The following is a 22284-nucleotide window of genomic DNA, read 5'->3' as shown; positions in this document are numbered from 1 at the left end:
AAAGACGGTTCAGGACGACTCGCGGGCCGCGGGCCCACCGCCGAAGAGCACGTCGTCCCAGCTCGGGAGGCGCTTGCGCGGCTTGGCCTCGTCGGCCTCGGAGGAGGCCTGCTGGCCGCCGGTCTGCTGGCCGACCGTGCGCCGCGGGCGCAGCACGGCGAGCGACGGGACGGCCGGAACCTCCTTGGGGAGGTCGGAATCCTCGTCGAAGGCCGAGCCGGAACCGCCGCCGAGCAGGGCGGCGGCGCCACCGGCGACCGGGCGGCGCTGCTCGGCCGGGCCACTGTCGAGGCTGCGGCCGGGCGTCTGGCCCAGCGGGCGGTCGAGCGAGGCGAGCAGGGCGTCGCGGCCGGCGCGGATCGGGTCGCGGGCCGGGCGCTGCGCGGGCGTCTCGGCCGCGGGCAGGCCGTGGCCGCCGCGGGCGGGCTCGGTGGAGCGGGCCGGGCCGGGCAGGCCGTGGCCGCCCCGCTCGGTGAAGGCGCGCTCGGGCGCGGGCTCCTGGCCCAGGATCTGGGTGGGGCGCTCGGCGCACAGGTATTGCGCCATGTCGTCGTGCGGCGAGACGACCTGGCGGCCCTTGTCGAGGTCCCAGATGGCCTGCGCCGTGGCCTTGCCGGACGGCCAGGTGGCGACGATGCGCCACGTGCCGTCCTCGCGGCGGAACGCGTCCCACGAGATCTTCTCGGTGTCGATGCCGTGCTGGGCCAGGCGGCTGTCGACCACCTCGGCCAGCGGGGCACCGGAATCCGACGTCTTCAGACGGGTGCGGCGCGCGTGCTGCGCCAGCATGGCGCGCTCCTGCAGCACCGGGCCCGCATAGCGCAGGACGCGGTCGACCGGGACGCCGGCGATGCGCGCGACATCCTCGGCGGACTCGCCCTGACGGATGCGCGCCTGGATGTCACGCGGCGAGAGTGAGGCCTGCTGCGCCTCGGGCGTCATGACGGCCACGGCCGTGCCCGCGGGGGCGGCGTGGCCCTCGTGGGTGAGCGCACCGTGGACCCGGTCGTCGATGGGGAGAGCCAGGAGCCGGCCGACCTCGTCGGCGAGCACCATGGCCTGACCGTCCTCGGAGAGGGCGACGAAGCGTACCGGCCGCATGCGTTGCCTCCGTCCCGTCGCAATGGCTTTGGCCCGTGCTCCCGAGACTCAGCCACCCGGGCGCGTTTCGGAACACGGTACGCTCCCCGGTCACCCGATGGGGGTAAGCCACGCCGGGCAACTTCGCTGAGCTGCGATGATCATGAAAAACCTATGGATGTACGCGTCGTCCAGTGACCAACAGCACTGTCGCACCACCGTGCCTCACGGCGCGGCCCCGCTGCAACTCGAGGCCGCAGCGCGTCTTTCGCGCCACTGCGTTTTTCGGGTCACGGGACGACTGCCAGCGCGGGCACCGCGGCCAGGAACTCGCGGGCCAGACCGGTGTCCCCGCCCACCTCGGCGGCGACGCCGTCCGGATCACGCCGGTCACCGGCCAGCCGGCAGAACTCGACCACGTCGAGCGTCACCACCGCGGCCGGCCGGGACACGCCCGCGAGCGAGGGGCCGAGCGGCACGCTCCACGTGCCGCCGCCCTCGCCGGTGAGCTCCAGCCGCACGTGGCCGGCCGTCCGGGACACGACCTGGGGCAGGAACCGGACGGCCAGCTCGGCCATCAGGCGCACGTGCCCGGGAAGTGGTGGCGGCAGCGGCCGGCGCCCGGTCGCGACCGTGATGTCCTCCCGGTGGATCCAGGTCTCGTAGGCCCGGGCGGTCAGCGCGTCCGGCAGGCAGAGCGGCGGCCCCAGAGCGGTCGTGGCCACGCCCAGCGGCGGGTTCGCCGGGGCCGAGCGGCACATCGCGTCGGCCTGCGCACGCCACGACCGCCGGGTCTGCTCCGGGTTCCGCCGGCGTTCCCGGTCCAGCACGGCCGCGGTGCGTGTCGCCGGGTCGTCGCCCAGCGGCTCGACGGGCAGCCCGAGCACCCCGGCGATCAGCCCGTCGGTGGCGGCCAGGTGCGCGACCAGGTCGTGCACGCTCAGTTCGCCGTACGCGGCGATCCGGCGCCAGTCGGCGGCCGTGAGATCGGTCAGCAGCAGGTCCAGCGCCGCGACCTGGGCCGCGTAGGACGCCGCGTACGCCGCGGTCGCCGTCGCCGGAGGACGGCGGCGCCGGGCGGCCGAGCGTGTCCGGGCCAGCGAGCCGGCCGGCGGCCGCAGGTCCGCACCGGACAGGCGGGCCACGACCTCGACCAGTCGGCGGGCCTCCCGCGCGCAGTCCGGACAGGTGGGCAGGTGCGCCTCGACGAGGCCGGCTTCCGCGGGCGAGCAGGCGTTCAGCGCCCACGCCGCGATCAGCGAGTGAATGTCCATGCTGCTCATCTCTGATCCCGCAAGGTCAGGCCGAGGCGGCGCAGACCCTCGCGCATCCGGGACTTGGCGGTGCCCTCGGGCACCCCCAGCTCGGCCGCGACCTCCCGATAGGTGCGGCCCTCCAGGTAGGCCATGGTGATCGCGCGGCTCAGGTGCGCGGGCAGGGCCTTGAGCGCCGCGCCGAGCCGTTCCGCCGCGTCGCTGTCCGAGACCTGGTCGCCGACCGGGTCGCCGCGGCTGACCGCGCCGGCGTACAGGGCGCCGTCCAGGGCCCGCCGGCGGTGCGCCTCCTCCCGGCGCACCAGGTCGACCGCGCGACGGTGGGCCATCATGGCCAGCCAGCCGCGCAGGCTGCCCCGCTCCGGCTCGTAGTCGAGGGGACGCTGCCAGATGGCCAGGAAGACCTCCTGGGTGACGTCCTCGGCGGCCCGGCCGTCCCGGGTGATGCGGGCCGCGATCGTGTAGACCAGCGGCGCGAACCGCTCGTGGAGGTCGGTGAAGGCCGCCTCGTCGCCGTAGGCGAGCTCGTCCCGCAGTCGCGCGTCGTCGCGGGCGGCCTCGGTGGAACGCTGCTGTCGCAAGACGCTCATCCCCACGCCGGCCTCATCTCGGCGCGCTCACGCATGTCTTCTCCAGCGCGGCCCGGGCCGTCTCCACGTCACGCAGATAGCCCGGCTCGGCGGTCCGGCTGTCGAGCCGCAGCCGCAGGTAGCCCACGGAGAGGATCACGGCTTCCATCGGCTCGCGGACCTCCGGCCGAGCCGCGGGCCGGAGCGCGACCAGCTGGTCCTGCGCCCGGCGCAGCTCGGCCCGGTCGGCGGACGACAGTTCCGTGACGTCGTCGCCGTGGGTGAGCCGGGCCAGCGAGCGGACCGCCCCGGCCGCGTCCCGGCAGGGGCCCGGCGTGAACTGCTCCACCGCCGGCAGGACGAGCCGCTGCTCCGGCGGCCAGACTCGCCGCACGACCACGGCCGCGGCTCCGAGCAGGACCGTCGCCGCCAGCGCGACGACCACAACTCGCTTCACGATGCGCTCCTTCCCCGGGGCGCTGCCGTGCAGCGCCCCGGGTAGTCCGGACTCCGGTCAGTTCTGGTTCACCGCGACGACGTTCGAGGTGGCGACGTAGGGGAACGTCGCCCGGAACGGCAGCGCGTTGGCGTCGACCGCGTCACCGAGACCGTCGACCGCCGCCGGGTGGTTGGGCAGCAGCACGCCTTCGGCCACGCGCACCGTCACGTCGGTGACGTCGTCGGCCAGCCGGCGGCCGTTGGGGAATCCGGCGTTGTCGCCGCCGAGCACGCCGAGCCGGTTGGGGCTCGCCGCCGGCGGGATCGACATGTTCAGCCGCAGCTGCTCGCTGGGCACGAACGTGGCCGGGTCGACGTCCTTGTTGAGCCGCTGCGAGTTGAGGTCCACCGCGACCGGCCCGCAGGCCTTGCAGACGCCGGTCAGGAACACCTCGACCAGGTCGTTGCGCGGCGTGGCCGGTGCCGGGATCTTGTAGAGGGCCTCGATCCGGCGGGGCACCTCGGGGCTGGTCACGAACGGCAGGAACTTGGCGTCGTTGCGCGGGGCGGTCGCGTTGAACTCGTCCTTGCGGCCGACCGGGATGACGACCTCGTTCACCAGTGGCATGCCGAGCCGGGAGACCTGCTGCCAGCCGCCGTACCGGTTCCGGTTGTTCAGCGTGTCGACCACCTCGATGCGCTGCCGCGACGTGGTGGCCCAGACGCCGACGACCGGGTTGCGGGCGGCGTCGCCCTTGAGCGCCAGCACGCTCTTGGGCACCTGGATGGCGAGCGTGTTGGTGTTGTAGCCGCGGACCGTGTCCTGGCCGACCTCCGACAGGTTGCCGCCGAAGTAGTTGTCGAAGAAGCGCAGGTCGATGAAGAACGGGTCGTCGGCCTGGCCGGCGTAGGTCTTGCCGCCGCCGGGCAGGGGAGTGATCGCCGAATCCGCCAGCTGCTGGTAGTTGGGCATCGACGCCGGTCCGACCCGGGACGGCGCCACCCGGCCGTTGTTGATCAGGACCTGGCTGCCGGACTCGGTGATCGCCTCCAGCTTGTAGGTCTGCAGGTAGTTGAGATCGGGATCGTCGAGCGAGGTGACCACGCCGGTGTTGTAGAGATACGTGTTCTTGCTGCGGTAGTTGTCGGTGAACGTCCAGCGGTAGATCAGGTCGGCCCGGGCGTCACCGTCGTTGTCGATGTTGATGTCGTACGCGGCGTCGGAGGCGAACGGGTAGAAGTTCGGCCCGCCGTTGGGCTCCTCGAACGGCACCCAGTTCCCGATCATCGTGACCGTGTTGGGCGAGTCGGGGCTGACGAACGCGTACACGTCGGTGTTGTCCAGCTGAGGCTCGCCGGCGACCAGCGGCGCCTCCCGGTGGCTGGACGCCTGCGTGACCGTCGGCGCCAGCGAGGCGACGCAGGCCGTGGCGGTCACCGCCGCGGCCACGCCGAGCATGCGCCGGCGATGTGGAGGTCGGAACATTACATCCCCCTTGATGAGGTCGATGCTGTCGCGGGTCATTCGCCTCGCCGGACAGGGCGGATGAATCGAGTCGCATTGGTTACATCGAGCCATCCGGATCGCCGCGGGCGGCGAATCCTCCTGTCGACACATCGCTCTGTGGAGGGGGGACCGGATGCGCCGCGTGGTGGTGCTCATCGCTGTCTCGGTGCTCGGCCTGGCGCTCGTGGTCACGGCCGGAGCGCTGCTCGCACCCTGGGACCGGGCGCCGGTGAGCCAGGCGTCCCTGACCCGCGACACCGGCCCGATCGCGGCCGCCGAACGGCGGGTCGAGCGGGTGCCGGACGACTGGAAGACCTGGGCCGAGCTGGGCACGGCGTACGTGGAGCGGGCGCGCACGACAGGTGAGGCCGCCGACTACGTACGGGCCCGGGTGGCCCTCGACCGGTCGCAGAAGATCCACCCGCGGGACAACGCGATCGCGTTGACCGGCCAGGGCGCGCTCGCCGCCGCCCTCCACGACTTCCCGGCCGCGCTGCGGCAGGGCCGGGCCGCGCTCGCGGTCGATCCCTACCGGGCGGCCGCGCTCGGCGTCGTCGCCGACGCCCTGATCGAGCTGGGCCGCTACGAGGAGGCCTTCCCGGCGATCCAGCGGATGGTGGATCTGCGCCCCGACGCCTCGTCCTATGCCCGGGCGTCGTACGCCTGGGAGCTGCGCGGCGACATCGGGCGTGCCACCGACGCGATGCGCCGCGCCCTGGACGCCGCCCCGAACGCGGCCGACGGCGCGTTCGCGCGGCTGCACCTGGGCCAGCTCGCCGCCGACAACGGCGACCTGGACACCGCGGCCACCGAGTTCACCGAGGGCCTGCGCCTGCTGCCCGGCCACCCGCCGCTGCGCCTGGGCCTGGCCCGGATCCGCGCCGCGCGCGGCGACACCGCGGGCGCGATCGCCGAGTTCCGGGCCGTCCTGGCCGCTTCGCCCCGGCCCGTCTACGCCGCCGAGCTCGGCGACCTGCTCACCGCGGCCGGCCGAGGGGACGAGGCCGCGAAGGAGTACGACCGCGCCCGTCAGGGCTGGGCGGGCGAGGCCCTCAGCGGCGCCCCACCGGACCCGGACACCGTGCTGTTCGCCGTCGACCAGGGAGAAGCCGGCCAGAAAGCAGCCGGCCAGGGGAGATCGGTCGCGCTGGACGCCGCCCGCCGCCTCTACGCCCGGCAGCCCGGCATCGCCGGGGCCGACGCGCTGGGCTGGGCGTTACGCGCCGCCGGCCGGCCGGCCGAGGCGCTGCGCTACGCCGACCAGGCGCTGAAGCTGGGCACCCGCAGCGCGCTCAGCCACTATCACCGCGGCCTGATCCTGGCCGACCTCGGCCGGCGCGACGCCGCCCGCGCCGACCTGACCGCCGCGCTGCGCCTCAACCCGCACTTCTCGTTCCGGCACGCTCCCGAGGCCCGCGCGGCGCTGGCCCGGCTATGAGAGGCGCTCGGCGACGTAGTCGATCGCGGCCGTCAGGGCGGTCACGTCGGAGGGCTCGACCGTCGGGTAGAGCGCGATGCGCAGCTGGTTGCGGCCCAGCTTGCGGTAGGGCTCGGTGTCGACGATGCCGTTGGCCCGCAGGATCGTGGCCAGCTGGGCGGCGTCGATGCTCTCGTCGAAGTCGATCGTGGCGACCGCGGCCGAGCGCAGGGCCGGGTCGGTGACGAACGGCGTCGCGAACGAGGACTTGTCGGCCCAGCCGTAGATGGCCGCGGCGCTCTCGGCGCTGCGCTTGACCGCCCAGGCCAGGCCGCCCTGCGCGTTCATCCAGTCGAGCTGCTCGGCGGCCAGGAAGACCGTGGCCAGGGCCGGCGTGTTGTACGTCTGCTCGAGGCGGGACTGCTCGATGGCGGTCACCAGGTCGAGGAACTGCGGAATGTAGCGGCCCGAGGCCTTGATCTCGAAGGCGCGCTCGATCGCGGCCGGCGACATGAGGGCCATCCACAGGCCGCCGTCGGAGCCGAGGGCCTTCTGCGGGGCCAGGTAGTAGACGTCGGTCTCGCGCAGGTCGACGTCGAGGCTGCCGCCGCCCGAGGTGGCGTCGGTGAGCAGCAGGGCGCCCTCGTCGGAGCCGGCCACGCGGCGGACCGGGACGGCCACGCCGGTCGAGGTCTCGTTCTGGACCGTGGCGTACGCGTCGACGCCCTTTTCGGCGGCCAGGTAGGCCGCCTGGCCGCCCGGCGCCCGGTGGACCGTGGGCTCGCTCAGGAACGGCGCGTCCGCAACGGCCTTGGCGAATTTCGCCCCGAACTCGCCGAACTCGGCGAACTGGGCCCGGTCGCGGATCAGGCCGAACGTCGCGACCTCCCAGAACGCGCTCGTGCCCCCGTTGGCGATGACCACCTCGTACCCGTCGGGCATCGCGAAGAAGTCGCCGAGGCCACGCCGCAGGCGGGCCACCTGGTCCTTGACCGTCTTCTGCCGGTGGGAGGTGCCGAGGAACGTGCGGGACACCGCGGACAGCGACTCGACGCCCTCGGGGCGCACCTTGCTCGGACCGGAGCCGAAGCGCCCGTCGACCGGCTTGATCTCGTCTGGAATCCGGATGTCACTCACGGCAGACATTATGCGCGGAGCTTGTCCCAGCCCTCGACCTGCTGCGGCTTGCGGACCGGTGGTCCCACATAGTGAGCGTGCGGGTGGACGACGCGGCCCAGGCGTTTCTGCTCCAGGATGTGCGCGCTCCAGCCGGCGACCCGGGCGCAGGTGAACATCGAGCTGAACATGTGGCCGGGCACCTCGGCGAAGTCGAGGATCACGGCCGACCAGAACTCGACGTTCGTCGGCAGCGGCCGCTCCGGCTTGCGGGCCTGGAGCTCGGCCAGGGCGGCCTGCTCGAGCGCGATGGCCACCTCGTAGCGCGGGGCGCCGAGCTCGCGGGCCGTGCGCTTGAGCACCCGGGCGCGGGGGTCCTCGGCGCGGTAGACCTGATGGCCGAAGCCCATCAGGCGCTCACCACGATCAAGGACGCCTTTGACGTACGCCTCGGCGTCACCGCTGCGCTCGACCTCCTCCAGCATGTGCAGCACGCGGGCCGGCGCCCCGCCGTCGAGCGGTCCGGAGAGCGCGCCGATGCCCGAGGAGATGCAGGCGGCCACGTCGGCCCCGGTCGAGGCGACCACCCGGGTGGTGAAGGTGGAGGGGCTCAGGCCGTGCTCGGCGGCGGAGATGAAGTACGCGTCGACCGCCTTGACGTGCTTGGGGTCGGGCTCACCGCGCCAGCGCCGCATGAAGCGCTCGACGATCGTGCCGGCCTTGTCGATGTCTTTCTGCGGCACGGCGGGCAGGCCGAGCCCGCGGGCGGCCTGGGCGACGAACGAGAGCGCGGTCACCGACACCCGGGCCAGGTCGCGGCGGGCCTGGTCGTCGTCGATGTCGAGCAGCTGGCTGAGCCCCCAGTACGGCGCGAGCATGGCCACCGCGGACTGCACGTCGACGCGGATGTCGCCCGAGTGCACCGGCACCGGGAACGGCTCGGCCGGCGGCAGGCCCGGCCCGAACCGGCCGTCGACCAGCAGCCCCCAGACGTCGCCGAAGGAGACCTGGCCGATCAGGTCCTCGATGTCGACGCCGCGGTACCGCAGCGCGCCACCATCGCGATCAGGCTCGGCGATCTCGGTCTCGAAGGCCACGACTCTCCCTGGGGCGGACGCTGTAGGTGCTTCATCTTGCTCGCTGGGTAACGGCAGGTCGACACCGCATGATGCGCTCTGTATGTGCTCTGTGCGACACCCATCCTCACCGACCTGACGTGACGGCCGAGGGGACTTACGGTCGTTGCGTGACCCTTGAACCCCCCTCGCCTGCGAGCATGCGGCGCGACTACACCGCGCGGGAGGCGTTGCTCGAGCCCGGCATGGCCGCCGATTGGACCACACAGTTCGGCGCCTGGTTCATCGAGGCTTCCGGGTTCGCTCTGCCCGAGCCCAACGCCATGATCGTCGCCTCGGCCACCCCGGCCGGTCACCCGTCGGCGCGTACTGTCCTGCTGAAGGAGTACGACGCTCGCGGTTTCGTCTTCTTCAGCAACTACGAGTCGCGCAAGGGCTCGGAGCTGTCCGCCAACCCGTACGCCAGCCTGGTCTTCCCCTGGTTTCCCATGCAGCGGCAGGTCATCGTGGTCGGCGCGGTGGAGCGGGTGAGCCGGGCCGAGACCGAGGAGTACTTTTCGTCGCGGCCGCGCGGTTCCCAGTTGGGGGCCTGGGCGAGCCCGCAGTCGACGATCGTGCCGGATCGGGAAGCGGTCGACGCGGCTTTCCGGCAAGCCCAGGAGCGATTCGGTGACGGGCCGGTGCCGGCGCCGCCGCACTGGGGCGGTTTCCGCGTGGTGCCGGAGACGGTCGAGTTCTGGCAGGGCCGGAGCAGCCGCCTTCACGATCGACTGCGCTACCGGCGTACCGAAGAAGGCCCTTGGGTTTTGGAAAGGTTGGCACCTTGAGCCAGGACGCTGTCGAAGCGGCCGCGGAGGTCGTCGAGGAGCGCGAACGGAAGTCCTGGTTCATCGATCTCAGGCCGCTGCGCGTCGTCGCGTATCGGCGGATGTGGATCGGAAACGGGGTCTCGTTCTTCGGTTTCCAGTTCACCTCGGTCGCGGTGCCGATCGAGATGTACGCCATCACGCACTCCTCGGCCTGGGTGGGCCTGCTCGGCCTGGCCGGCCTGGTGCCGTTGCTGATCTTCGGACTGTGGGGCGGCGCCGCGGCCGACGTGGTCGACCGGCGCAAGCTGCTGCTGGCCAGCTCCACGCTCGCCTGGATCTCCACGCTCGGCCTGCTGGCGCAGGCTCTGCTGCACGTGAACAGCGGTTACCTGCTGCTGGCGCTGGTCGCGCTGCAATCGGCCGGCTTCGCGATCAGCTCGCCGGCCCGGCAGGCGATCATCCCGCGGATCGTGCCCGGTGGTCTGGTGCCGGCGGCCAACACGCTGGCCTACACGACCACCACCGCCGGCGGCGTGCTCGGCCCGCTCGCGGCCGGTGTGATCTTCGCGGCGGCCTCGACCGACAGCGGCATCATCGCCGCCTACCTGGTCGACGCGGTGCTGTTCACGGTCTCGTTCTGGGCGACCTGGCGGTTGCCGTCGATCCCGCCGGTCGAGCACGACCTGACCGAGGAGCGGCCCAGCGCCGGCCTGCGCGGCGTCCTGGTCGGCCTGAAGTTCCTGGTCACCCAGCCGGTGCTGCTGCTCTCGTTCGCGGTCGACATCATCGCCATGGTCTTCGCCATGCCGCGGGCCCTGTTCCCCGAGGTGGCGGCCGACCGGTTCGGCGGCGACCAGGCGGTGGGCTGGCTGTTCAGCGCGATCGCCATCGGCTCGGTGGTGGCCGGCCTGTTCTCCGGATGGATCGGGCGGGTCAAGCGGCAGGGCGTCGCCCTGGTCGCCGCCGTGGTCGCCTGGGGCCTCGCGATCGGCTTCGCCGGCCTCGCCCACAGCCTGTGGCTGATCCTGCTGCTTCTTGCCGTGGGCGGTGCGGCCGACCTGGTCAGCGCCGTCTACCGGCAGTCGATCCTGCAGGTCTACGCGCCCGACCGGCTCCGCGGGCGGCTGCAGGGCGTCTTCACGGTCGTCGTGGCCGGCGGCCCGCGCCTCGGCGACCTGCGCGCGGGCGCCACCGCCGACCTCACGTCGACCACCACGTCATGGGCCGGCGGCGGCTTCCTGGCGGCCGGCCTGACGGTCGTATTGGCCCTGGTCTTCCCCGCTCTGATTCGTTACAAGCCGCCGGCCGGCACCGAGACGAGCGCGAACCGATAATGTCCAAGCCATGACAAGCGTCGTAGCCGCGAAATCCGGCACCCAGTGGTCCATCGAGGCGGACGGGCACAGCGCCGTCGTGGTGGAGGTCGGCGGCGTGCTGCGCGGCTTCTCCGTGAACGGCGTCAAGGTGCTGGACGGCTTCGAGGCGGACGAGCTCTCCCCGGCCTCGGCCGGTCAGATCCTGGCACCGTGGCCCAACCGGATCCGCGACGGCAAGTACACGTTCGAGGAGCAGTCCTACCAGCTCCCGCTGACCGAGCCGGCCCGGCACAACGCCATCCACGGCCTGGTCAACTGGGCCCGCTGGACCGAGGTCTCGCGCACGGACGCGTCGGTCACGCTCCAGTTCGAGCTGCCGGCCCAGATCGGATATCCGTGGTGGCTGACGCTGCGCACGACCTGGACGGTCTCGGCCGACGGGCTGCGCTGCGACCAGGAGGTCGTCAACAACAGCGACGCGAACGCGCCCTGGGGATACTCCGTGCACCCCTACCTGGAGCTGCCCGGCGTCGCCGTCGACGACATCCTGCTGCACGTGCCGGGCAAGACCCGCGTCGTGGCCGACGGCCGGCTGCTGCCGATCGGCGCCAACCCGGTGGCCGGCACCGAGTACGACTTCAACGAGCCCCGGCGCATCGGTGACCTGATCCTCGACACCACGTTCGGCGACATCGAGCACGACGGCGACGGCATCACCGAGGTGACCATCGCCGACCCGAACTCGGACGCCAAGGTCGTGGTCTGGGCCGACGGCAAGTTCAAGTACTGGCAGGTCTTCACCGGCGACACCCTGCACGGCGAGCGGTTCCGCCGCTCGGTGGCGATCGAGCCGATGACCTGCCCGCCCGACTCGTTCCGCACCGGCCGCGACCTGATCGTGCTGGCGCCGGGCGAGCGGTGGACCGCCTCGTGGGGGATCCGGGCCTGATGGATTTCGAAGACGTCCTCCGCAAGCGGCGGATGGTGCGCAGCTACGACCCCGACCGGCCGGTCGCGCCCGAGATCGTCGACAAGATCGTCAAGCACGGTCTGCGCGCGCCCAGCGCCGGCTTCTCGCAGGGCTGGGGCTTCCTGGTCCTCACCGAGCAGAAGGACCGCGACCTCTACTGGTCGTCGACGACCGAGGGTGACCTCGGCGACGCCGCGGCCGACGAGGCGTGGAAGGGCGACTGGCTGACCCGCATGCGCACGGCGCCGGTGATCATCGTCTGTTTCTCCAACAAGTCGGTCTACCTCGACCGGTACGCGCAGGCCGACAAGGGCTGGACGGACCGCAGCGAGGAGCACTGGCCGGTGCCCTACTGGGACATCGACACCGGCTTCGCCGCCCTGCTCATGCACCTCAGCGCGGTCAACGAGGAGCTCGGCTCCTGCTTCTTCGGCGTGCCGGTGCCCAAGGTGCCGGCGGTCAAGGAGGCGTTCGGGGTTCCGGACGAGTACACCCCGATCGGTACGCTCACCGTCGGCTATCGGGCAACCGACAAGAGGTCTCCGTCACTCAAGCGCGGGCACCGCCCGGTGGAAGATGTGGTGCATCATGGCCGATGGGCGTGATGCGGTAGGGATAGGCTGAGGTTGTTGGTGAGAGAGGGGGCTCCGGGGTGATCTTCAAGGCGGTCCGGGACGGTGCCCCCTATCCCGATCACCACACGACCCTCAAGGCGTGGGCCGAGATCCCGCCACGGCCGATCCGGCTGGCCGATCTCATCACCACCAAGCGCGAGCTGGCGCTGGACAAGTTGCTGGCCGAGGACTCGACGTTCTACGGCGACCTCTTCCCGCACGTCGTGGAATACAAGGGCGCCCTCTACCTCGAGGACGGCCTGCACCGCGCGTTGCGGGCCGCTCTGCAGCAGCGCAACCAGATCCACGCTCGCGTGCTGGTCGTCGAGGGCTGACTTTCCGCTAGGTTGACGGTCATGGTGGCTCCTCTGGATCTCCTGGACGTCGATACCCTCCTCTCCGACGAGGAGCGCGACATCCGCGCGCTCTGCCGCCGGGTCGCCGACGACCGGGTACGCCCGCACGTCGCCGGCTGGTACGAGGACGGCACCGTGCCCGTCCGCGAGCTGGCGCAGGAATTCGGCAAGCTCGGGCTGCTCGGCATGCACCTGACGGGGTACGGCTGCGCCGGCTCCTCCGCCGTGGCGTACGGCCTGGCCTGCATGGAGCTGGAGGCGGCCGACTCGGGCGTGCGCTCCCTGGTCAGCGTGCAAGGTTCGCTGGCCATGTACGCGATCTGGCGTTTCGGATCCGAAGATCAGAAACAGCGCTGGCTGCCGGGCATGGCGGCCGGCGAGCTGATCGGCTGCTTCGGCCTCACCGAGCCCGACCACGGCTCCGACCCGGCCACCATGGCGACACGGGCCCGGCGCGACGGCGGCGACTGGATCCTCGACGGCGGCAAGATGTGGATCACCAACGCGCCCGTGGCCGACGTGGCGGTGATCTGGGCTCGTGCCGAGGAGGGCGTGGTCGGCTTCGCCGTGCCGACCGATACGCCCGGATTCGCGGCCCGCGAGATCAAGCACAAGATGTCGCTGCGTGCCTCCAGCACGGGCGAGATAACGCTTGATGGCGTACGGCTGCCGGACAGCGCCCGCCTCCCCGAGGCGCGCGGCCTGAAAGCGCCGCTCTCCTGCCTGACCGAAGCCCGTTTCGGCATCATCTGGGGCGCGATGGGCGCCGCCCGCGACTGCCTGACGGTGGCGCTCGACTACGCGACCACCCGCGAGCAGTTCGGCCGGCCCATCGGCGGCTTCCAGCTGACGCAGGCCAAACTGGCCGACATGGCGCTCGAGCTGCAGAAGGGCTACCTGCTCGCGCTGCACCTGGGCCGGCTGCGCGACGCGTCCGGCGCGCTGCGGCCCGAGCAGGTCAGCGTGGGCAAGCTCAACAACGTGCGGGAGGCGATCGCGATCGCCCGCACCTGCCGCACCATCCTCGGCGGCAACGGCATCAGCGGCGAATATCCGGTGATGCGCCATGCGAACAATTTGGAGAGTGTCCTCACCTACGAGGGCACTTCCGAGATCCACCAGCTGGTCATCGGCCAGAAATTGACCGGATTGAACGCTTTCGCCTGACCGTTGACTGCAAGTGTCGTACCCGGCTCGTACCGTGAGGGGTATGGCCAACTCATCGGACGTCTCGCCGGGTGTCACCGAACCCACCCGTGAGTATCCCCCCGTCCCCGAGGAGTCGACTCCGCCTGCGTCGCCGGAGCAGCCTTCTCGGCCGAGCGGGTTCGCCCGCCTGCTCATCTTCACCGGGTTCGTCTTCGCGCTGCTCGTGGCGGCCTGCCTCGGGCTGCGCGCGATCAACGTGCTGCCCAGCTTCGACAACCCGTTCAGTGACCGCACCACCGACCGCAGCCAGCCGGTGCTGCTGCAGTCGATGCGCGACCTGAGCCGTTACGTCGCGGCCGACGGCACCTTCCAGGTCATCGTCGACCTGCAGGAAAGCAAGGAGAACATCCCCGACTTCCTGGTCAACCGGCGCACACTGTTCGTCGGCTCGGGCACGGTCGAGCAATACGTCGACTTCAGCAAGCTCGCCGACGAGGCGCTGGTCGTCGACAACGACAAGAAGACGGTCACGATCACGCTGCCGGCGCCGGAGCAGGGGTCGGCCGCCCTCGACATGCAGAAGAGCTACGTGGTGGCCGAGCAGCGCGGCTTGCTCGACCGCATCGGCGACGCCTTCAAGAGCGATCCGGGCAAGCAGCAGAAGGTGTACGCCCTGGCCCAGCAGCGCATCACCGAGGCCGCCCAGTCGAGCGGGCTGTCCGACCGAGCCAAACAGAACACCGAACAGATGCTCCGCAGCCTTTTCACGCGCCTCGGCTACTCAACGGTCACGGTGACCTTCAACAGCCCGTGACTCAGGCGGGCCGGAAACACCGGACGCCGCCGACCCGGGGGCGGGGTCGACGGCGTCCGGCGGTCATCGGATCGCGGGAGCCCTCGTGAGGGCTTGAGCTTGCCGCGAGCCGGGGGTCATCTCAGAAGACGCCGCGCATGGCCTTTTCCGTTGCGCGGCGCGCGATTTACGCGCTTTTGTCGTGTGTGCCCCGCAGGCGAGTAGAGCCGCGCGGCCCGCGGGTGAGGCCCGGGCCGCGCGGGCCGGGGTCACTCGTTGGGGAGCAGGGCCCACAGGACCAGGTAGATGATGAACTGCGGGCCGGGCAGCAGGCAGGAGATGACGAAGATCAGGCGGACCACGCCGGCGGAGAGGCCGAAGCGGCGGGCCAGGCCGGAGCAGACGCCGGCGATCCAGCGGTCGTTCCGGGGGCGGGCGAGTCGGCGAGTCACGATGACTTCCTCCTTGACTGACGGCCTCGGCGTTGTGCTGCGGCCGTACTTCGACGGTAGGGGCGCCGTGACCGTGCGCCCTCGGTCCGCAGGTGGAGATGGGCGGCCCGGCTCCCGTAAGGGTGACCCGTACCCTCGCGCCTCCCGCTGTTAACCTGGGTGCCGATTTCCGGCCTTCGGCGCAATGCCGCGTGCCGGTTTGACGATGTGTCGCGCCCGGCCTGCGCCGGGGACGTGACGCCGTGACGAGGAGGCAAGCGGTGACGCTCCGGTGACGCTGGCTGTCCTGCACACCAGCACCGGCAACGCCCTCGATCCGGCCGACGCGGCCCGGCTGGCGGACGACCTGACCGCCGCCCTGCGAGCCGCCGGCGCCACCGAGGTCGAGCGCGGGCAACTCCGAGAGGTCGTGCGGCGCGCCGAGAAAGCCAACGAGCCGGTGCTGATCTGCGATGACAATCTTGTGGCGCATCCGAGTCTGCTCTGGATGCTGGCCACTGAGCCGGCCAAGCGGACCACCGCGCTGGTGATCGCCGATCCGGCGGGAGATCTGCGGGAGGACCGCGGCAAGCTGTTGCCGGCCGGTGACGGGCCGGGCACCGTTCGCTATCTCGGTGCGATCTGTGTGACGCCGGCCGATTTGCCGGTCCTCGCCGATGTCGCGGATCGGGACGATCTTCTCCCGGCGCTGCTCGAGGCCGGTCTCGTGCCGGTAGCCACCCCGGTCCGGCTGCTGCGGGGCGCTCTCGTGCACGACCAAGCCGAGCTCGCCGCGGCGCGGGCGGCCGTCGCGGCCGTCGACGAGGACAAGGCCCGCCTGCGGCTCGCGGTCAAGGAGAAGGACGACTTCTTCACCACGTACGCGGTCAGCACATGGTCGCCGATCGTCACCAAGGCCTCGGCGCGGCTCAAGCTCACCCCGAGCGCCGTCACCGGGCTCTCCGTGCTTCTGGCCGTCGCCGCCGCGCTCGCCTTCTGGCAGGCCTCCCGGCCCGCGATGATCGCCGGCGGCATTCTGATCTATCTGAGTTTCGTGCTCGACTGCGTCGACGGTCAGCTCGCCCGGTACACGCGTCAGTTCGGCGCGTTCGGCGGCTGGCTCGACACCATGGCCGACCGGGCCAAGGAGTACGTCGCCTACGCCGGTCTCGCCGCCGGGGCCGAGCGGATCGGGTTGCCGTACGCCTGGCCGCTGGCCATCGCCGCGATCGTGCTGCAGACCGTCCGGCACATGACCGACGCCTGGTACGGCGCCCTGCACGACGAGGCCGCCGCCCATCCGAAGCCGCAGGCCGCGAGCGGTGTCGGGGCCCGGCTGACCGCCGCCTCGACCAAGGTGCAGGGTGACACCGGCTCCGTGGCGTACTGGCTGAAGCGGATCGTGGTCTTCCCGATCGGCGAGCGCTGGGCGCTGCTGGCCGTCCTGGCGATCTTCACCAACGGGCGGGTCGCGCTGGCCGGCATGCTCGCCTGGGGGGTGCTCGCCCTGGCGTACACCCTGGCCTTGAGGTCTTTGCGGGCCTTCTCCATGCGCGTCGGCGTGCTCGACAAGGTGGACACGGGCCGGTTCCGTGATGACGGTTTCCTCGTCCGCGAGGTGATCAGCCGGGCCGGGCTGCCCGCGCCTTTGATCTTCGCGGCGCTGGCCGCCGTCGTGGCGCTGGCCACGGTGGTCGTCTTCCTGGCGGGTGATCCGTCCAAGACCCTGCTCGTGGTGGCCGCGCTGCTGGTGTTGAGCGCTGGTCTGCCGGCCCGGAAAGGGCACGGCGGTCCGCTCGACTGGCTGATCCCGGCCGGCCTGCGCGCCGCCGAATATCTGATGGTGGTCGCGGCCGGCATCGCCGGTGACGTGCCCACGCCGGTCACCTACCTGCTGATCTTCATGCTGACCCTGCGGCACTACGACCTGGTGGCCCGGATGGAGAAGGGCGCGCCCGCCGGCAAGGCTCGCGGCGCCCTGCTCGGCTGGGACGGTCGTGTCGTGCTGCTGACCGCCGCCGCGTTGTCCGGCCTCGGCACCGCCGGTGCCGCCCTGCTGGCCGCGCTGGTCGGCGGCTCGTTCCTGATCAACGCGATCGCCGACTGGCGGACAGGTGGCACCCGCCCGTGACATTGCTGAGCATCGTCGTACCGGTCTACAAGGTGCAGGGTTACCTGCGGCAATGCCTCGACTCCATGCTGAGCCAGTCGTTCACCGACTTCGAGATCGTCGCGGTCGACGACTGCTCGCCGGACAACAGCGGCGCCATCCTGGCCGAGTACGCGGCCCGTGACCCGCGCGTGCGGATGGTGACCGCGCCGCAGAACCTGGGCCTGGGCCGGGCCCGCAACCTGGGCCTCGAGCACGCCACCGGTGAGTACGTCTGGTTCGTCGACTCCGACGACTGGCTGTCGATGGGCTCGCTGTCCGCGGTCGCCGCGCGCCTGCGCTCGACCGACGCCGACGTGCTGCTCGTCGGCTGGGACCGGGTCTACTGGGACGGGCGCGTGCAGACCGGCTCGGCCAAGAAGAAGCTGTCGGCCGCGCCCAAGGTCTTCTCCGTCGAGGAGTGGCCCAAGGTCCTCGAGATCCTGCACGTGGCCTGGAACAAGGTGGTCCGGCGCGACTTCCTGCTGCGGCTGGGCTTCGTCTTCGAGGCCGGCTGGTACGAGGACGTGTCGTTCAGCTTCCCGGTCATGCTGGCCGCCCCGCGGATCAGCACGCTGCCCCGCACGTGCGTGCACTACCGGCAGCGGCGCACCGGGGCGATCACCCGGACCAAGGGCGACCGGCATTTCGAGGTCTTCGACCACTGGGAGCACGCGCTGGAGCTGGCCGCCCGCTACGCGTCGCCCGGCGACGAGGTGCGCGGCCTGCTCTTCCGCCGGATGATCTGGCACTTCCTGGCCGTGCTGCGGCATGACGCCCGGGTGCCGGGTGGTTCACGGGCGCGCTTCTTCGGCCGGATGAACGAGATGTACCGCAAGTACCTGCCGCCCGCCGGCTATCCGATGCCGTCCGGCGGCGAGGGCGTCCGCTACAAGCTGGTCGCCCGCGGCTCGTACGGGACCTTCAAGCTCGTCGACACCTCGATGAAGGCGGCACGCCGCGGCCTGCGCCTGGTCCGCCGCTCGGCCGGTCATGTCAAGCGCCGGTCGCGGCAGGCGTTCGGGCACCTCTACTACCAGCTGCAACTGCGGCTGCCGGTGGATCAATCGCTTTCGCTGTACGCCGCGTACTGGTTCCGCGGGGTCAGCTGCAACCCGGCCGCGATCGCCGCCGAGGCGGCCGTGCTCGCCCCGCACCTGCGTCAGCTCTGGGTGGTCGGCCCGGCCCGTGAGGGCGCGCTGCCGCCCGGCACGCCGCACGTGGTGGCCGGCACGCTGCCGTACTACAAGGCGCTGGCCCGGGCGCGCTATCTGGTCAACAACGTGAACTGGCCGCACCGCATGGTGAAGCGGCGCGGCACCACGCACGTGATGACCCACCACGGCACCCCGCTGAAGATGATGGGGATGGACCAGCTCGACCATCCGGCCGCGGTGACCGACCACGACTTCGCCGGCCAGATGCGCCGGGCCGACCGCTGGGACTTCAGCGTCACCGCCAACGCGCACACCACGATCGCTTGGGACTCGGCCTATCCGTGTGACTTCGAGACGCTCGAGGTGGGCTATCCGCGCAACGACCGGCTGGCCCGGGCGACCCCGGCCGAGTCGGCGGCGATGCGTGAGCGGCTCGGCATCGCGCCCGGCCGCCGGGTCGTGCTCTACATGCCGACGCACCGGGAGTGGCTGCCCGCCGGCAGCCACGTGCTCGAGGTCGAGCGGCTGGCCGCCGCCCTGGGGCCGGACACCGTGCTGCTCGTGCGGGAGCACTACTTCCACGTGCCGGCCGAGATGAGCGGGCAGACGCCGTCGAGCGGCGGTCGCATCATGGACGTCTCCGGCCATCCGGTGGTCGAGGATCTCTACCTCGCGGCCGACGTGCTGCTCACCGACTACTCGTCGGCGATGTTCGACTTCGCCGTCCTGGACCGGCCGGTGGTCGTCTACGCGCCGGACTGGCAGGTCTACCGCGAGCTGCGCGGCACCTATTTCGATCTGCTGGCCGAGCCGCCGGGCGCGGTGGCAACGGACTATCTGGCGCTTATCGATCTCTTCCGGTCGGGGGCGTATGCGGACGAATCGTCGGCCGCGCTGCGGGCGGCGTTCCGCGCGCGTTTCTCCTATCTGGACGACGGACATGCGGCGGAACGCGTCGTTCGCCGGGTATTTCTGGACGAAAACCGGTAATCGCGTAGTTACCCTGAGCAAATGGCACGTTCACCCGATGGCGTGACATCGATACTCCTCGTCGAATAGGGCGGGTCGCGGACCGTAGTGGGACCGGGATCACACTTTTGCGCCCGGTAGGGGAGGTAGGCGGTGTCGACCGTCTCGCTCAAAGACGTCACCAAGGTCTGGCCCGACGGCACGGTAGCCGTCGACAACCTGAGTCTCGACGTCGACGACGGTGAATTCCTGGTCATGCTCGGCCCGTCGGGCTGCGGCAAGTCCACAGTCCTTCGGATGATCGCCGGCCTGGAGGATCCGTCCGAAGGGGACATCCTTCTCAATGGTGACCCGGTCCTCGAATTGGCGCCGCGCGACCGCAGCATTGCCATGGTTTTCCAGGATTTCGCGCTTTATCCGCACATGACTGTTGGCGACAATATCGGGTTTCCACTCAAATTGTCCGGAGTGGAGCAACTGCCGCGCGGCGAGCGGGTGGGCGACGTCGCGTCGGCCCTCGGCATCGGCGACGTCCTGAAGCGCAAGCCGAGTCAGCTCTCCGGCGGCCAGCGCCAGCGGGTGGCCATGGGCCGCGCGATCGTGCGCCGTCCCGGCCTGTTCCTCATGGACGAGCCGCTGTCCAACCTCGACAGCGGGCTCCGGGCCGAGCTGCGGGCCGAGATCACCGGGCTGACCCGCGAGCTCGGGGTCACCACCATGTACGTGACGCACGACCAGGCCGAGGCGCTCACGATGGCCGACCGGGTCGCGATCATGCGCAAGGGCGTTCTCCAGGACGTCGGCACACCCACCGAGGTGTACGGGCGGCCGGCCACCCTCTACGTCGCCGCGTTCCTCGGCTCGCCGCGGATGAACCTGCTCGAGGCCTCGGTCTTCGTCCACCTCGAGCGCTACATCGAGCTCAACTTCGGCGAGCAGGCGCTCTACCTGCCCTGGAACGACATCCGCAGCCGGGCCGTGTCCCACTACCACGGCGAGCGGATCGTGGTCGGCCTGCGGGCCGAGGCGCTCACCCCGGTCGCGCCCGACGCGCCGGGCGACGTGCTGCGCGGCCGCATCCGCTATCTGGAGCACCACGGCCACGAGTCGCTGGCCTACCTCGACATCGGCGCCACCGCGATCGTCATCGACGAGCTGGGCCCGGCGGCGCCCAAGGACGTGGAGGAGCCCGGACCCTTCCGGAAGCTCAGCGGGGCCCTCCAGCGCCGGCTCAGCGGGCGCGGCGGCGCCACCGCGGTGCAGACCCGCGAGGCCGAGTCGCACAATGTGCTCGACCCGGGCCGCCACTCCCGCCGGACGGCCGAGCTGGCGGTGCGGCTGGCGCCGTACCCGGCGATCTCGCCCGGCCACCCGCTGAACATCGCCGTCCGGATGGACGCCCTGCACTTCTTCGACGGCCGGGGCGCGCGCATCGACGTCGGCTGGCGTTAGTGGCCGCATGGACGCCGGCCGGCCCTACCGGGTTGATTCGCGGGCGCGTGGTGCCACTGGGGCGGCACACCGCGTAGGCTGCACCACGGTGGAGGAGAGAGTAGGCCAGAGAGTGCGTTCGGCTCCGCGGGTGGAGCCGCCGGGCACAGCCGTCCCTCCATCGGGTGCCGCCGCTCACCTGATCGATCGCCGTTTCATCCGTGACGAGATCGCTCTCGTGCGCCACGAGGTGACCGCCCGGTTGCGTGGGGCGGGTCTGGCCGGCGACCGGCTTCAGGGGTACGTCCTGGCCGTCAACGAGATCGTCACGAACGTGGTGCTGCACGCCGGCGGTTACGGTCGCCTCCTGCTGTGGACGGCCGGCGGCTCGGCCTGGTGCTCGGTGACCGACTCCGGCCCCGGCATACCGGCGAGATATCTGTCCGCTCCCGAGGTTCCCGAGACCTATGAGGTGGGTGGACGCGGCATCTGGCTGGCCTACCAGCTCTGCGACGAGGTGACGGTGGCCACCGGGCCGATCGGTACCACGATCGGCCTCCGGATCGAACTTTGAACAGGGTGTAAACCACCGGACGAATGTGAAGGTGCCCTTCCGGGCTCATGGGCCGCGCGGTGCGACTACATTAGGCCGGTGCTCGGACTACCTCCTCACGTAACCGCATGCCTTTTCGATCTTGACGGCGTGCTCACGCAGACCGCTCTTGTGCACAATGCTGCGTGGAAGCAGACGTTCGACACCTTTCTGAGGGCGTGGTCGGCGCAGCACGATCAGGAATTCGTGCCGTTCGACTCCGGCGCCGACTATCACCAGTACGTCGACGGCCGGCCACGAGCCGACGGCGTCCGCACGTTCCTGGCGTCCCGCGGCATCACCCTGCCCGAGGGCACCCCGGACGACGGTCCCGACCTGCTGACCGTGAACGGCCTGGGCAACCGGAAGAACATCCTCGTGCTCCAGAAGATCAAAGAGGGCGCCGTCCAGGTCTACGAGGGCTCCGTGGAGTACCTCAAGGCCGCCCAGCGGGTCGGCCTGCGCCGTGCCGTGGTGTCGGCCAGTGCCAACTGCAAAGACGTCCTGGAGGCGGCGGGCATCGCCGACCTGATTGAAGTGCGCGTGGACGGGGTAACCGCCCGCGAGCAGGGGCTGCCGGGCAAGCCGGCGCCAGACACCTTCCTGTACGCGGCTGAGCAGCTCGGGCTCGACCCGAAGAGCTGCGCCGTCTACGAGGACGCCCTGGCCGGCGTCGCCGCCGGTCGCGCGGGAGCCTTCGGCATCGTGATCGGTGTCGACCGTGTGGGTCAGTCTCAGGCCCTTCTGGACAACGGGGCCGACGTTGTGGTTTCGGATCTGTCCGAACTCCTGACGCGTTAGTGCACGTACTCCATAAAGACTTTTCTCCTTCCTCATAGGTACGAGAGGCACCACCGTGATCCGTGAACGGGCTTATCCCGTCGACCCTTGGCACATCCGGGAGACTCGCCTCGACCTGGATCTGCTGGCCCAGTCCGAGTCGGTGTTCGCGCTGAGCAACGGGCATATCGGGATCCGCGGAAACCTGGACGAGGGCGAGCCGCACGGCTTGCCGGGCACCTATCTGAACTCGTTCTACGAGCTGCGGCCGTTGCCTTATGCCGAGGCCGG

22 protein-coding genes are annotated in these 22284 nt (G+C 71.1%); 14 read left to right on the top strand and 8 right to left on the bottom strand.

Going from position 1 to position 22284, the window contains the following annotated elements:
• Positions 1–9 precede the first annotated feature (9 nt).
• The 5 genes from sepH to CRP55_RS46015 all read right to left on the bottom strand — a co-directional run bounded on the left by sepH (position 10) and on the right by CRP55_RS46015 (position 4847).
• Entirely contained in the window at positions 10–1101 is a 1092-nt protein-coding gene (gene sepH / locus CRP55_RS46035; RefSeq protein WP_097328424.1) for a septation protein SepH, read from the bottom strand.
• Between the two features lie 269 nt (positions 1102–1370).
• Entirely contained in the window at positions 1371–2354 is a 984-nt protein-coding gene (locus tag CRP55_RS46030; protein ID WP_179855641.1) for a maleylpyruvate isomerase family mycothiol-dependent enzyme, read from the bottom strand.
• Between the two features lie 5 nt (positions 2355–2359).
• Positions 2360–2944: a sigma-70 family RNA polymerase sigma factor gene (locus tag CRP55_RS46025; protein WP_097328423.1), complete on the bottom strand. Its 585-nt coding sequence runs from the start codon at positions 2942–2944 to the stop codon at positions 2360–2362.
• A gap of 13 nt (positions 2945–2957) precedes the next feature.
• The gene (locus CRP55_RS46020) at positions 2958–3380 is read right to left on the bottom strand and encodes a hypothetical protein (RefSeq protein ID WP_143235416.1); all 423 of its coding nucleotides are present in this window, start codon (positions 3378–3380) and stop codon (positions 2958–2960) included.
• Positions 3381–3437: 57 nt separating this feature from the next.
• Complete coding sequence (locus CRP55_RS46015) at positions 3438–4847, bottom strand: DUF4331 domain-containing protein (RefSeq protein ID WP_218855040.1); 1410 nt, start codon at positions 4845–4847, stop codon at positions 3438–3440.
• Between the two features lie 154 nt (positions 4848–5001).
• Between CRP55_RS46015 and CRP55_RS46010 the strand changes: the two genes are divergently transcribed.
• Positions 5002–6306: a tetratricopeptide repeat protein gene (locus CRP55_RS46010; protein WP_097328420.1), complete on the top strand. Its 1305-nt coding sequence runs from the start codon at positions 5002–5004 to the stop codon at positions 6304–6306.
• Here the strand turns inward: CRP55_RS46010 and serC are convergent.
• On the bottom strand, positions 6301–7431 hold the full coding sequence (gene serC / locus CRP55_RS46005) for a phosphoserine transaminase (RefSeq protein ID WP_097328419.1): 1131 nt from the start codon (positions 7429–7431) through the stop codon (positions 6301–6303). The genes CRP55_RS46010 and serC overlap by 6 nt on opposite strands.
• The gene (locus CRP55_RS46000; protein WP_097328493.1) at positions 7431–8555 is read right to left on the bottom strand and encodes a citrate synthase 2; all 1125 of its coding nucleotides are present in this window, start codon (positions 8553–8555) and stop codon (positions 7431–7433) included. The genes serC and CRP55_RS46000 overlap by 1 nt, the downstream gene beginning before the upstream one ends.
• Positions 8556–8647: 92 nt before the next feature.
• Between CRP55_RS46000 and pdxH the strand changes: the two genes are divergently transcribed.
• The 7 genes from pdxH to CRP55_RS45965 are packed head-to-tail and all read left to right on the top strand — an operon-like array spanning position 8648 to position 14505.
• Positions 8648–9304 (top strand): pyridoxamine 5'-phosphate oxidase, encoded by a 657-nt coding sequence (gene pdxH / locus CRP55_RS45995; RefSeq protein WP_097328492.1) that lies wholly within the window; start codon positions 8648–8650, stop codon positions 9302–9304.
• Positions 9301–10620: an MFS transporter gene (locus tag CRP55_RS45990; RefSeq protein WP_097328418.1), complete on the top strand. Its 1320-nt coding sequence runs from the start codon at positions 9301–9303 to the stop codon at positions 10618–10620. The genes pdxH and CRP55_RS45990 overlap by 4 nt, the downstream gene beginning before the upstream one ends.
• A gap of 10 nt (positions 10621–10630) precedes the next feature.
• Positions 10631–11551, top strand: a complete 921-nt coding sequence (locus tag CRP55_RS45985; RefSeq protein WP_097328417.1) for an aldose 1-epimerase family protein — start codon at positions 10631–10633, stop codon at positions 11549–11551.
• A complete protein-coding gene (locus CRP55_RS45980; RefSeq protein WP_097328491.1) occupies positions 11551–12177 on the top strand; it encodes a nitroreductase family protein in 627 nt (208 codons plus the stop codon). The genes CRP55_RS45985 and CRP55_RS45980 overlap by 1 nt, the downstream gene beginning before the upstream one ends.
• Before the next feature lie 47 nt (positions 12178–12224).
• The gene (locus tag CRP55_RS45975) at positions 12225–12521 is read left to right on the top strand and encodes a type II toxin-antitoxin system VapB family antitoxin (RefSeq protein ID WP_089296050.1); all 297 of its coding nucleotides are present in this window, start codon (positions 12225–12227) and stop codon (positions 12519–12521) included.
• A 24-nt stretch (positions 12522–12545) separates the two neighbouring features.
• The gene (locus CRP55_RS45970) at positions 12546–13709 is read left to right on the top strand and encodes an acyl-CoA dehydrogenase family protein (protein ID WP_097328490.1); all 1164 of its coding nucleotides are present in this window, start codon (positions 12546–12548) and stop codon (positions 13707–13709) included.
• A 43-nt stretch (positions 13710–13752) separates the two neighbouring features.
• The gene (locus tag CRP55_RS45965; RefSeq protein WP_097328416.1) at positions 13753–14505 is read left to right on the top strand and encodes a DUF4230 domain-containing protein; all 753 of its coding nucleotides are present in this window, start codon (positions 13753–13755) and stop codon (positions 14503–14505) included.
• A 248-nt stretch (positions 14506–14753) separates the two neighbouring features.
• On the opposite strand, the gene CRP55_RS45960 is transcribed toward CRP55_RS45965, so the two are convergent.
• Positions 14754–14936: a PspC domain-containing protein gene (locus CRP55_RS45960; protein ID WP_218855038.1), complete on the bottom strand. Its 183-nt coding sequence runs from the start codon at positions 14934–14936 to the stop codon at positions 14754–14756.
• Between the two features lie 271 nt (positions 14937–15207).
• On the opposite strand from CRP55_RS45960, the gene CRP55_RS45955 reads away from it, so the two are divergent.
• The 6 genes from CRP55_RS45955 to CRP55_RS45930 form a co-directional block, all read left to right on the top strand.
• Positions 15208–17046 (top strand): DUF5941 domain-containing protein, encoded by a 1839-nt coding sequence (locus CRP55_RS45955; RefSeq protein ID WP_097328414.1) that lies wholly within the window; start codon positions 15208–15210, stop codon positions 17044–17046.
• A complete protein-coding gene (locus CRP55_RS45950; RefSeq protein WP_097328413.1) occupies positions 17043–19211 on the top strand; it encodes a bifunctional glycosyltransferase/CDP-glycerol:glycerophosphate glycerophosphotransferase in 2169 nt (722 codons plus the stop codon). The genes CRP55_RS45955 and CRP55_RS45950 overlap by 4 nt, the downstream gene beginning before the upstream one ends.
• 132 nt (positions 19212–19343) lie before the next feature.
• Positions 19344–20642 (top strand): ABC transporter ATP-binding protein, encoded by a 1299-nt coding sequence (locus CRP55_RS45945; RefSeq protein ID WP_097328412.1) that lies wholly within the window; start codon positions 19344–19346, stop codon positions 20640–20642.
• 217 nt (positions 20643–20859) lie between these two features.
• On the top strand, positions 20860–21195 hold the full coding sequence (locus CRP55_RS45940) for an ATP-binding protein (protein WP_245923779.1): 336 nt from the start codon (positions 20860–20862) through the stop codon (positions 21193–21195).
• A 78-nt stretch (positions 21196–21273) separates the two neighbouring features.
• Positions 21274–22014, top strand: coding sequence for a beta-phosphoglucomutase family hydrolase (locus tag CRP55_RS45935; RefSeq protein ID WP_097328410.1), 741 nt, complete (start codon positions 21274–21276; stop codon positions 22012–22014).
• Between the two features lie 55 nt (positions 22015–22069).
• Positions 22070–22284: hypothetical protein (locus tag CRP55_RS45930; RefSeq protein WP_143234491.1), on the top strand; the 215-nt coding region annotated here is incomplete at its 3' end.

This window comes from Paractinoplanes atraurantiacus (assembly GCF_900215205.1).
Classification (GTDB): domain Bacteria; phylum Actinomycetota; class Actinomycetes; order Mycobacteriales; family Micromonosporaceae; genus Actinoplanes; species Actinoplanes atraurantiacus.
This window is presented reverse-complemented; position numbering and strand designations above follow the sequence as displayed.